This is a genomic window from uncultured Anaerotruncus sp., from assembly GCF_902490045.1.
In the GTDB taxonomy this organism is placed as follows: domain Bacteria; phylum Bacillota; class Clostridia; order Oscillospirales; family Ruminococcaceae; genus Anaerotruncus.
Genome location: NZ_CABUCJ010000086.1, coordinates 1 through 10,074, shown reverse-complemented (window position 1 = coordinate 10,074; position 10,074 = coordinate 1). Strand labels below are relative to the sequence as shown.

Here is a 10,074-nt window from a genome sequence, read left to right as displayed (position 1 = left end):
ATGATCAGCAGGACCCCGATGATCAGCAGGACCCCGATGATCAGCAGGACCCCGACGATCAGACGGACCCCGATGATCAGCAGGACCCCGATGACCAGCAGGACCCCGATGACCAGCAGGGCTCCAGCGATCAGGAAGACAGCCGCAGGGATGAAAGGACAAAGCTGACGCTCGAGGAGCAGATCGAATCGCTCGAATCGAACATCCAGTCCTACCGCGACGCCCGCTCCGAGCTCAAGCACAAGCTCGGCGGCGAGCTGATCGAAAAGGATGCTGCGCTCCGCTCCGCGTCGGCCCCGATGCTTCTGTCAAGTAATGCGATTGCCCTGTATGCGAACGGCGTGGAAGTCTCCGGGAACACCTTCCAGTATGATCCCGCCAACCGCTACACCGTCACCTTCCACTATGTGAAGACCGGCGGCAGCAATCCCAGCGGCGGTAGCAACCCCGGTGGCGGCGACAGCCCCAGCACCCCCTCCGTCCCGCTCCTCAAGCCCAAGGATGAGACCGTCCCCGAGGGGCTCTTGACGATCGAGGACGAGGAAGTGCCTCTGTCCGCACTCCCCACCAAGCTTGGCCCCAACACCGGCCGCGGCGGCGAACGCCATGCGAATCTCGCCGCGCTCACCCTTCTGCTCGGCGCCTTTGTCGGGCTGCTCAAGAAGAAATAACGGACTTACGAAGACCGGGCGCGCGACATCTCGCGCGCCCGGCTTTTTCCATTTTTGTGCACATTCCATATAGACGTGCCCGTTCCTCTGCGGTATACTAGAAAAAATACAGATTATCAGGCCGCTTTGCGGCCAGAAGCGAGGAACTGTTTATGGATTCGACATACCTGCTGGCCTATGGAATGATGCTGATTCTGATCGTCGTCGCCTTCGTCGTCATCAACCAGGCCCACCAGAAGATCCGGCGGATCTGCGACCCGTTCGGCATCGCCTTTGCCGAGGCCGCCAACCACGCCCTCTCCGGGCTGCGCTGTAAGCCTGCCACCGAGACGCTCGAGGACGGTACGGTCCGGATGCTCCCGTTCGAGCAGCAGTCCCCCGAGATGCAGGAGGTCCTGCGGCGCGGCTGCGACGCCTATGTGCGGGAGCGGCACGAGACGATGCAGACAGCCCTGCGGCAGATTCTTGAAGCCACCAGGTCCAACAGCCGCCAGAATAAATTTTATTTCGGGGTGCTCAATGAAATCTACCGCGTGAACCTGCTCTTCTATAACGGGTGCCGCGACCTTTCCACCCTCGCCGACGAGGACGACCGCAAGGAGTTCGGCCTCTACATCGACAACCAGGATTTCATCCGCGGGAATATCTCCAAGCGGATGACCACCGCCGGTCAGAAACAGCTCGCCGCGCTCTGGGGCCGGCGCAATTGAGCGGCTTTCATCTGTAAAGCAATTTAGCTTAACTTCGTATTGGAAGCAACATAAAAGCGGCCGTCACAGCCAATTGAGGCTGTGACGGCCGCTTTATCTTTCTGTCAAGCAAAACCGCTTTACTCCATAAATGCCGCGAGCAGCTTTCCGCGCACCTCCGCGACGTTCGTCTCCCGGACGCGGCGGCGCAGCTCGAGCACATAGGGCGGCGACACGGACAGCTCGTCGACCCCGATGGCGAGGAAGGTCTCGGTCAATTCGGGATCCGCGGCAAGCTCGCCGCAGATGCCCATCCAGATGCCCGCCCTGTGGGCGTTGTCCGCCACCAGCTTGATGAGCCGCAGGATCGCCGGGTGGTGCGCGTCATAGAACCGCTCCAGCTTCTGGTTCTGGCGGTCGATCGCCAGGGTGTACTGGGTCAGGTCGTTGGTGCCGATGCTGAAGAAATCCACCTCCGGCGCGAGCCGGTCGCTGATCACCGCCGCCGCGGGCGTCTCGATCATGATGCCCAGCTCGACCTCTTCGGAATAGGGGATGCCGGCCGCCTTCAGCTCCTCCCGCACCTCGGCGGCGATCCGCTTGATCTCGCGGACCTCCCACACGGAGGTGATCATCGGGAACATGATCGCGATGTTGCCGAACGCCGACGCGCGGTAGAGGGCGCGCAGCTGGGTCTTGAAGACGTCCTCCCGCGTCAGGCAGATGCGGATGGCGCGGTAGCCCATCGCGGGATTGTCCTCCTTGGGCAGCTGGAAGTAATCCACCTGCTTGTCGGCGCCGATGTCGAGCGTGCGGATGACCACCCGCTTGCCGGCGGCCGTCTCCGCGACGGTGCGGTAGGCGGCGAACTGCTCCTCCTCGCTCGGGTAGCCGCTGCTCTCGAGGTAGAGGAACTCGCTGCGGAAGAGCCCGATGCCCCCCGCGTCGTTGGCGAGCACCGCGCCCATGTCGGAGGGGCTGCCGATGTTCGCGTAGATGAGCACCTTCTGCCCGTCGAGGGTGACGTTCTCCTTGCCCCGCAGTTCCTGGAGCAGGCGGCGCTTGTCGTTCTCCTTCTCCCATTTTTCGTGCAGGGCCGCCGACGTCTCCGCGTCGGGATCGACGTAAATCTGCCCGCAGAAGCCGTCCACGATGACCTCGCGGCCGTTGTACGCCTCCTCCAGCGCCTCCCCCACGCCGATCACGGCGGGGATGTTCATCGTGCGCGCCAAAATCGCGGTGTGGGAATTGGCCGAGCCGCGCCTGGTCACGAACGCGAGGATCTTGTTCTTGTCGAGCTGGACCGTCTCGCTCGGCGCGAGGTCGTCCGCCGCGATGACCACCGGGCCCGCCGCGTCGATCCCCGCGCTCTGCACGCCGCAGAGCACGTTCACCAGCCGTTCGGACACGTCCTTGACGTCCGCGGCCCGCCCCTGCATATAGGGGTCGTCCATCGCGGAAAACATCTGCGCGAAGTTGTCGGCCGTCACGCCGACCGCGTATTCCGCGTTCACCCCCTGGGAGGTGATGATGTTGGTGACCGAATCGCAGTAGTCGAGGTCCTCGAGCATCATCTGGTGGATCTGGAAGATTATCGCGTTGGTCTCCCCCACCTCGACGAGCGCCTTCTGGTAGAGCGCCTCGAGCTGTTCGACGGCCTTCGTCTTCGCGTCCTCGAACCGGGCGATCTCCGCCTGCGGGTCGCCGACGCTGCGGCGGTGGATGTTCTGCTGGCGGCGCTCATAGAACGCCAGCCTGCCGAACGCGATTCCGCCGAACACGCTCTTGCCGTTTAATACTATCATTCCTGCACCTCCCGAAGTTTTCCCGCCGGGTCAGAGCTTTTTCCCCTTCACATAGACCGCCCGGATATTCAGCTCCCGGTCGGCCAGCACGAAGTTGGCGAGCTTGCCGGCCGTGATCGAACCCATGCGGCCGTCCTCGCCGATCGCCCTGGCGGGATTGATCGTGGCCATCCGGACGGCGCTCTCGAGCGGCACGCCGAATTTGACCGCGCAGCGCATGCAGTCGAAGAGGTTGGTGGCGGAACCCGCGATCGTGCCGTCCGAAAGGGTCGCGAGGTTCCCCTTCACGTCGACGTGCTGGCCGCCGAGCGAATAGGCCCCGTCCGAAAGTCCGGTGGCCATCATGCTGTCGCTGATGAGCACGACCTTGTCGTCCCCAAGCAGCTTGACGGTCGCGCGAACGACCGCCGGGTGGATGTGCACCCCGTCGCAGATGAGCTCCGCCATCGCGCCGCTGTCCGCCACCGCGCCGACCACGCCGGGCGCGCGGTGGGAAAAGGGCGGCATCGCGTTGTAGAGGTGGATGGCGCGGGAGGCGCCCCGCCGGAAGGCCTCCATAGCCGTGTCATAGTCCGAGGCGGTGTGGGCCACCGCGACGGCGCAGTACCGCTTCGCCTCGTCGATGAACTCCATCGCGCCGGGCAGCTCGGGCGCGACGCAGGCGGTCTTAATCCCGCCGTCCGACGCCTCCCACAGCCGCCGGAACATGCCGATGTCCGGCTCGCGCAGGAACACGCCGTTCTGCGCGCCCTTCTTGGCGGGGTTGAAGAACGGCCCCTCCATGTTGACGCCGAGGTACATCGCGCCGCCCCGGTAGGAGTAGCGCGCGGCGTTTTGGTAGATCGCGGCGAGCGTCTCCTCCGCCAGCGTCATCGACGCCGGGGAGATGGCGGTCACGCCGTTTCTGCCCTCGTAGGCGGTGATCGCGTCGAGCGCCTCGTCGGTGCCGTCGCAGAAATCATAGCCGTCGCAGCCGTGGGAGTGGATATCGATCAGCCCCGGGAGCATGAGCAGCCCCGACGCGTCGACCGTATCGCCGCCCGCCGTTTCGGCGAACAGCTCCCCCTCCACCGCGACATCCCGCTTTTCAAAGGCGAATCCTTCGGTATAGACCTGTGCGTTTTTGATAATCATCTGGAACCTCCGTCCCCGCGGCGCGGGGCCTGTTTACAGTTGGATTTTGGCGAGCGCCGCGCCGTCCGCCACAACGGTCACATCGTTGTGGAGCTGGAGGATCGACGCGGGCACTGCCGGCGTGATCGGGCCGCAGAGCGCCGCGTACATCGCGTCCGCCTTGCCCGCCCCGCTGGCGACGAGCAGGATCTTCTTCGCCTGCATGATCGACTTGATGCCCATCGAATAGGCGTAGCGGGGCACGTCGTCCCGGTTCTCGAAGAAACGGGAGTTCGCTTCGATGGTGCTCTCGGTGAGCGCGACGCAGTGGGTCTCCTTCTCGAACGCCTCGCCCGGCTCGTTGAAGCCGATGTGGCCGTTCGCGCCGATGCCCAGAATCTGCAGGTCGATGCCGCCCACGCTCTCGATGACCCGGTTGTAGCGCGCGCACTCCTTTTCGCTGTCCGGCTCCATGCCGTTGGGGATGTTGGTGTTCTCGGGCCTGATGTTGACGCCCTTGAAGAAATGCTCGTTCATGTAGTAGTAATAGCTCTGGTCGCTCTCCCGGGGGAGGCCCTTGTACTCGTCGAGGTTGACCGATTTGACGGAAGAGAAGTCGATGTCGCCCTTGTTGTACCAGTCGATCAGCTGGGCGTAGATGCCCTCGGGCGTCGATCCGGTGGCCAGCCCAAGCACGCAGTTGGGCTTCATGATCACCTGCGCGGAGACGATGTTGGCGGCCTTGCGGCTCATGTCGTAGTAGTCCTTCGCAACGTATATTCTCATGACCGGTTCCCCCTTTTTGCTGCGGCCCTGTCCGCGGGCCGTTTAGTTTCATTATAGTGGCTCCAACCATCTTTACAAGGGCTCTTGCTTAAAAAAAGAATTTTTTAGGGATAAATCCACAATTTTTCATCCAATTTCTGTTATTGTAAACAAAATGTGTACATAATATTGACAAAATATATCTCGGCTGTTAAACTAAAACCAAACAGAAGAAGATGCAAAGTGATGTTACTGATGCGATCAGGCATAAGCTTTCGGACGATTGGTTTGGATTGTTCGGAAAGTTTATGCCTTTTATTTTTTCCCGATCTTCACCGGTACATCCGCATCCGCTCAAAAGGAGGAACATTTTTATGCAGAGCTTTACCTACAAGATAAACGACGCCCTCGGAATCCACGCGCGTCCCGCCGGGCTGCTCGTGAAGTGCATCGCGTCCTTCCCCGCCGCGGCCACCATCTCGGTGAACGGCAAGTCGGCCGACGGCAAGCGCCTCTTCGCGCTGATGGGGCTGGGCGTCAAGCAGAACGACGAGATCACCGTCACCGTCGACGGCGAGCGGGAGACCGAAGCCGCCGAGGCCATCAAAAAGTTCCTCACCGAAAACCTGTAAGTGCCGCGCCGCCTTTGGCGGCGCGCGCGGTCGGCTTTCACGGTGAACGGCCTGAAGGAGGGCGCGCGGCATGCACTACAAAGTGTTGAAGGTCTATAACAACAACGTGGTTCTGGCCGAGGAGCCGGGCGGCAAGCAGATCGTGCTGATCGGCAAGGGCGTCGGGTTCGGTACGCGCAGGGGCGATCTCATCAACGGCGACGACCCGGACAACAAGGTCTTTTCGATCCTTGACGAGAACGTCAACCCGGGCGAGATCAAGCGGCTCAACTACGACATCGAAAAGGTCGAGAAGGTGACCCGGGAGATCGTGGAGATCGCGCGCGAGAAGCTCGACATCACCAACGACAAGCTCTACGACGCCCTCTACGACCACATCGCCTTCGCGATTGAGCGCCTCAAGATGGGGCTGCCGATCGACAACCCCTTTATCGGTGAGATCGCCATCATGTGCTCGCGGGAGTTCGAGGTCGCGGAAATTGCCGCCAAGCTCATCCGCAGGGAGGTCGACGTCGACATCGGCGAACCGGAAAAGGGCTTTATCGCCCTTCACCTCTATTCCGCCCGCCGCAACAAGCACATCAACACCGCCATGAAAAACGCCCGGTTTTACAAGCAGGCGGTGCTCGTGGTCGGGCAGTGCTTCGGGCGGACCTTCGACACCAATTCCTCCGCCTGCAAAAATTTCCTGACCAGCCTCAACCGCCTGATCAGCTCCGCGCTGCGCGGCGCCCCGCTCGAGATGCCCGTTAAACAGTATGTCCGGCTGAACATGACGGAATACTACCGGGCGGCGCAGGCGGTCTCCGAATTGATGAAACGGGAGATCGGCGCCGAGCTTTCCGACGATCACAAGGCGTTTTTGGCGGTCCACATCTGCCAGCTCGTGCAGATGTAGTTCCCGGTTCTGTCTGTATACGGGGAATTCGCCCCGTACATAATAGAAACTGTTTTAGGAGGTAGACACATGGAAAAGACCACGTTCCTGCAAAAGCTCCAGAAGCTGGGTAAAGCGTTGATGCTGCCCATCGCCTCCCTGCCTGTTGCGGCGCTGCTGCTGCGTCTGGGCCAGGGCGACCTGCTCAACCTGCCCTTCATTTCCGCGGCGGGTTCCGCGCTGTTCGACAACCTGCCCCTGCTCTTCGCGATCGGCGTCGCCATCGGCTTCGCGAAGGACAACAACGGCGCCGCGGGCCTCGCGGGCGCCATCGGCTTCTACGTCATGAACGGCACCGCCGGCGCGCTGTTCAGCTGGCTGATCACCCCCGCTGCGGAGGGCGCCACCGGCCTCTTCGGCGCGTCCGGCGGCTTCGCGTGGGCGCAGAGCCTCTACGCGGGCGTCGCTTCGGTCAATATGGCGCATTTCGGCGGTATCATCGCCGGCGTCATAGCGGGCGTCACCTACAACAAGTTCAAGAGCGCCAAGCTGCCCGACTGGCTCGCCTTCTTCGGCGGCCGCCGCTTCGTCCCGATCATGACCGGCCTTTACACGCTGCTTGCCGGTATCGGCTTCGGCTTTGTCTGGCCGTTCATCCAGAAGGTCCTTGACACCTTCGCGGGCTTCCTCTCCAGCATCGGCGCGGTCGGCGCGGCGATCTACGGCTTCTTCAACCGCGTGCTGCTCTCCGTCGGCCTGCATCACGTGCTCAATTCCTACTTCTGGTTCAACTTCGGCGACTTCACCAAGGCTGACGGCACCCTGGTCCACGGCGATCTCAACCGCTTCTTTGCGGGCGACCCGACCGCCGGAAACTACATGGCCGGCTTCTTCCCGATCATGATGTTCGCTCTGCCGGCCGCCGCGCTGGCAATGTACTTCTGCGCGAAGAAGGAGAACAAGGCCGCCATCGGCGGCGCGATGATCTCCGTCGCGATCCCGGCGTTCCTCTGCGGCATCACTGAGCCGATCGAGTTCATGTTCATGTTCCTCGCCCCCGGCCTCTTCGTGATCCACGGCCTGCTGACCGGCGTTTCGATGGCTGTCAGCGTCATGCTCGGCATCAAGATGGGCTTCGGTTTCTCGGCCGGCCTCTTCGACATGGTCCTCAACTGGGGCATTTCCACCAAGCCCGCCCTGTCGATCGTCATCGGCCTGATCATGGCGGTCATCTACTTCTTCCTGTTCGTCTTCGTCATCAAGAAGTTTGACCTCAAGACCCCGGGCCGTGAGGAAGACGAGGAGACCGCGGACTTCGGCAAGCTGGCCGACGACATCGGCTTCGACGAGCTGGCCCAGAAATATATCGCGGTCCTCGGCGGCAAGGAAAACATCAAGGAGATCGAGAGCTGCATCACCCGCCTGCGCCTCGTCCTTGTCAGCAACAAGGAGATCGATGAGAAGGACCTCAAGGCCCTCGGCGCTTCGGGCGTGATGAAGGCCGGAAGCCAGGTCACTCAGGTCATCGTCGGCATGAAGGCGGAGCTGCTCGTCGACGCGATGAAGAAGTTCCTCTGATAAAACCGTATCCGTCTTTCGGATATCCCTCTCCGCTGTGGCGGAGAGGGATATCTTGCATCATCAAAAGCCCCGGCAGCGGGCAACAGTATAAGGAGAATAGGGTATGCTGAACTTTCTGAAAGGCAAACAACTTGAAATCGCGGCCCCGCTGACCGGGAAGGTGATCCCCGTAACCGAGGTCCCCGACCCTGTCTTTGCGGAAAAGGTGCTCGGGGACGGCATCGCCGTCGACCCGACCGACGGGACGGTCTACTCCCCCGTCGACGGGACGATCTTCCAGATCGCCCACACCTTCCACGCGATGGGCATCGAGTCGGACGACGGGCTGGAAATCCTCGTCCATCTGGGCATCGACACCGTCAAGCTCGAGGGCAAGGGCTTCCAGTGCTTTGCCGAGGTCGGCCAGAAGGTCAAAAAGGGCGACAGGATCATGGAGATGGACATCGGCTTCATCAGGGAGCAGGGCCTTTCTCCCATGTCTCCCTGCATCATCACCAACCTTGACGCGATCAAGTCGATGACCGCCTGCCCCGGCCCCGCCGAGGGCGGAAAGACGGCGGCGATCACCTATAAGAAGTGAGCCCCTCTTCTTCCCCAGGAGGCGTTCCCATGAATAACCGCGTGTCCGTAGAGCTTTGCTGCGGCTCGCTCGAGGACTGCAAACTGGCCGAACGCGCGGGCGCCGACCGGATCGAGCTGGTATCCGCCCACCTGCTGGGCGGGCTTACCCCCTCCGCCGGCCTCGTCGCACTGGTCAAGGAGCAGGTTTCCCTGCCTGTCAGCGTCATGGTTCGTCCGCGCGGCGCGGGATTCTGCTATTCCGACGAGGATTTTTCCGTCATGTGCGAGGACGCGCGCCGCTTCTCCCGGATGGGGGCGGACGGCGTCGTCTTTGGCTTCCTGACCGCCGACGGCCGCCTCGACTATGAGCGGTGCGCGCGCTTCCTCGAATGTACCGGCGGCTGCGAGACGGTCTTTCACCGGGCCATCGACGTCACCGAAAACATGCTCGACGCCGTGTCAAAGCTCGTCTCCCTCGGGGTGACCCGTGTGCTGACGAGCGGCGGCTGCGCCGACGCGCTCACCGGAGCGCCCGCCATCCGCGCGATCCAGCAGATGTACGGCAGCCGGATCCAGGTCCTCGCCGGCGTCGGCGTGCGCGCGGGCAACGTCCTGCGCCTCGTCGAGGAGACGGGCGTTTCCCGCGTCCATCTTGGCGGCGCCGCGCAGGTTTCCGACCCCTCGACCCTGCTGAATCCGACGCTGAATTTCGGCTCCGCCCTCCCGCCCTCCAACGACTGCTACCTCGCCGTCAACGAAACCACGGTGCGGGGAGTCATGCAGGTGCTCGGGCGGAAATAATTCCGATTTACTCCCAATTCCATTCTCCGGCCCCCGCCGTTCCCTCCGTTCGGCGGGGGCCATTCATCTGCCCGCCCTCCCTTGCATATAAATCGGTATGGGAGGGATTCCTGATGAACTGTTCCGACTGCCCCGACCGGGAGAACTGCGGCTGCCGGCCGGAAAACTGTCCCCGCCGCCCCTCCGGCGCGTCCGGATGCGACGGCTGCCTCGCGGTCTTTCTGATCGCGCTCGTCATCTTCTTTTTGCTCTGCATCATCGGCAGCCCCTGCCTGCTCTGATTTTCCGTTTCCTGCATGAACGGCCCCGCCCCGCCCATACTATAGGGCGAGGTGATGAACAGATGTCAAAAGTGAACGGGAACTTTCCCGCCGGGCTCGACGCCCTGCTGCAGAGGGACGCGCGCGCCAAGCAGTATTACAGCGCCCTGCCGAGCTATGTGCAGGACCTGGTCCACCGCGGCGGAGAGCGCATCCAGACGCAGGCCGAGCTGGAGCGCTACGCGGGAAACATCCTCGAGGGGCTGTCCAAATAACCGTTTGGAGCCAGCAGTTGGCCTGCACGCATAAGACAGGGGCG

The 10,074-nt window shown here is 62.4% G+C and carries 12 protein-coding genes; 9 read left to right on the top strand and 3 right to left on the bottom strand.

Annotated features, from left to right (window positions below; translation table 11 throughout):
• Together RDM88_RS09300 and RDM88_RS09295 are read left to right on the top strand one after the other, a co-directional pair.
• Positions 1-671: hypothetical protein (locus RDM88_RS09300; RefSeq protein ID WP_308754576.1), on the top strand; the 671-nt coding region annotated here is incomplete at its 5' end.
• Positions 672-823: 152 nt separating this feature from the next.
• Positions 824-1,381, top strand: coding sequence for a hypothetical protein (locus RDM88_RS09295; protein ID WP_308754575.1), 558 nt, complete (start codon positions 824-826; stop codon positions 1,379-1,381).
• A gap of 119 nt (positions 1,382-1,500) precedes the next feature.
• Here RDM88_RS09295 and ptsP read toward each other — a convergent pair whose 3' ends face one another.
• The 3 genes from ptsP to nagB are packed head-to-tail and all read right to left on the bottom strand — an operon-like array spanning position 1,501 to position 5,064.
• On the bottom strand, positions 1,501-3,165 hold the full coding sequence (ptsP, locus tag RDM88_RS09290; protein ID WP_308754574.1) for a phosphoenolpyruvate--protein phosphotransferase: 1,665 nt from the start codon (positions 3,163-3,165) through the stop codon (positions 1,501-1,503).
• A gap of 30 nt (positions 3,166-3,195) precedes the next feature.
• Positions 3,196-4,299, bottom strand: a complete 1,104-nt coding sequence (gene nagA / locus RDM88_RS09285) for an N-acetylglucosamine-6-phosphate deacetylase (RefSeq protein ID WP_308754573.1) — start codon at positions 4,297-4,299, stop codon at positions 3,196-3,198.
• 33 nt (positions 4,300-4,332) lie between these two features.
• Positions 4,333-5,064: a glucosamine-6-phosphate deaminase gene (nagB, locus tag RDM88_RS09280; protein ID WP_308754572.1), complete on the bottom strand. Its 732-nt coding sequence runs from the start codon at positions 5,062-5,064 to the stop codon at positions 4,333-4,335.
• A 353-nt stretch (positions 5,065-5,417) separates the two neighbouring features.
• On the opposite strand from nagB, the gene RDM88_RS09275 reads away from it, so the two are divergent.
• From RDM88_RS09275 to RDM88_RS09245, 7 genes are all read left to right on the top strand, one after another.
• A complete protein-coding gene (locus RDM88_RS09275; RefSeq protein ID WP_308754571.1) occupies positions 5,418-5,675 on the top strand; it encodes an HPr family phosphocarrier protein in 258 nt (85 codons plus the stop codon).
• Positions 5,676-5,745: 70 nt separating this feature from the next.
• The gene (locus RDM88_RS09270; protein ID WP_308754570.1) at positions 5,746-6,573 is read left to right on the top strand and encodes a PRD domain-containing protein; all 828 of its coding nucleotides are present in this window, start codon (positions 5,746-5,748) and stop codon (positions 6,571-6,573) included.
• A 69-nt stretch (positions 6,574-6,642) separates the two neighbouring features.
• The gene (nagE, locus tag RDM88_RS09265) at positions 6,643-8,130 is read left to right on the top strand and encodes an N-acetylglucosamine-specific PTS transporter subunit IIBC (RefSeq protein ID WP_308754569.1); all 1,488 of its coding nucleotides are present in this window, start codon (positions 6,643-6,645) and stop codon (positions 8,128-8,130) included.
• A 106-nt stretch (positions 8,131-8,236) separates the two neighbouring features.
• Positions 8,237-8,713 (top strand): PTS glucose transporter subunit IIA, encoded by a 477-nt coding sequence (locus tag RDM88_RS09260; protein ID WP_308754568.1) that lies wholly within the window; start codon positions 8,237-8,239, stop codon positions 8,711-8,713.
• Between the two features lie 29 nt (positions 8,714-8,742).
• Complete coding sequence (locus RDM88_RS09255; RefSeq protein ID WP_308754567.1) at positions 8,743-9,495, top strand: copper homeostasis protein CutC; 753 nt, start codon at positions 8,743-8,745, stop codon at positions 9,493-9,495.
• Positions 9,496-9,608: 113 nt separating this feature from the next.
• Positions 9,609-9,776 (top strand): hypothetical protein, encoded by a 168-nt coding sequence (locus RDM88_RS09250; RefSeq protein ID WP_308754566.1) that lies wholly within the window; start codon positions 9,609-9,611, stop codon positions 9,774-9,776.
• A gap of 62 nt (positions 9,777-9,838) precedes the next feature.
• Positions 9,839-10,030 (top strand): hypothetical protein, encoded by a 192-nt coding sequence (locus RDM88_RS09245; RefSeq protein WP_308754565.1) that lies wholly within the window; start codon positions 9,839-9,841, stop codon positions 10,028-10,030.
• The last annotated feature ends 44 nt before the right edge of the window (positions 10,031-10,074 follow it).

What these genes read in the sequence shown, in the direction of transcription:
- RDM88_RS09260 (WP_308754568.1), top strand. Translation starts at nt 8,237, where the DNA reads ATGCTGAACTTTCTGAAAGGCAAACAACTTGAAATCGCGGCCCCGCTG.
- RDM88_RS09255 (WP_308754567.1), top strand. Translation starts at nt 8,743, where the DNA reads ATGAATAACCGCGTGTCCGTAGAGCTTTGCTGCGGCTCGCTCGAGGAC.
- RDM88_RS09245 (WP_308754565.1), top strand. Translation starts at nt 9,839, where the DNA reads ATGTCAAAAGTGAACGGGAACTTTCCCGCCGGGCTCGACGCCCTGCTG.
- RDM88_RS09295 (WP_308754575.1), top strand. Translation starts at nt 824, where the DNA reads ATGGATTCGACATACCTGCTGGCCTATGGAATGATGCTGATTCTGATC.
- nagA (WP_308754573.1), bottom strand. Translation starts at nt 4,299, where the DNA reads ATGATTATCAAAAACGCACAGGTCTATACCGAAGGATTCGCCTTTGAA.
- ptsP (WP_308754574.1), bottom strand. Translation starts at nt 3,165, where the DNA reads ATGATAGTATTAAACGGCAAGAGCGTGTTCGGCGGAATCGCGTTCGGC.
- RDM88_RS09275 (WP_308754571.1), top strand. Translation starts at nt 5,418, where the DNA reads ATGCAGAGCTTTACCTACAAGATAAACGACGCCCTCGGAATCCACGCG.
- nagB (WP_308754572.1), bottom strand. Translation starts at nt 5,064, where the DNA reads ATGAGAATATACGTTGCGAAGGACTACTACGACATGAGCCGCAAGGCC.
- RDM88_RS09250 (WP_308754566.1), top strand. Translation starts at nt 9,609, where the DNA reads ATGAACTGTTCCGACTGCCCCGACCGGGAGAACTGCGGCTGCCGGCCG.
- nagE (WP_308754569.1), top strand. Translation starts at nt 6,643, where the DNA reads ATGGAAAAGACCACGTTCCTGCAAAAGCTCCAGAAGCTGGGTAAAGCG.
- RDM88_RS09270 (WP_308754570.1), top strand. Translation starts at nt 5,746, where the DNA reads ATGCACTACAAAGTGTTGAAGGTCTATAACAACAACGTGGTTCTGGCC.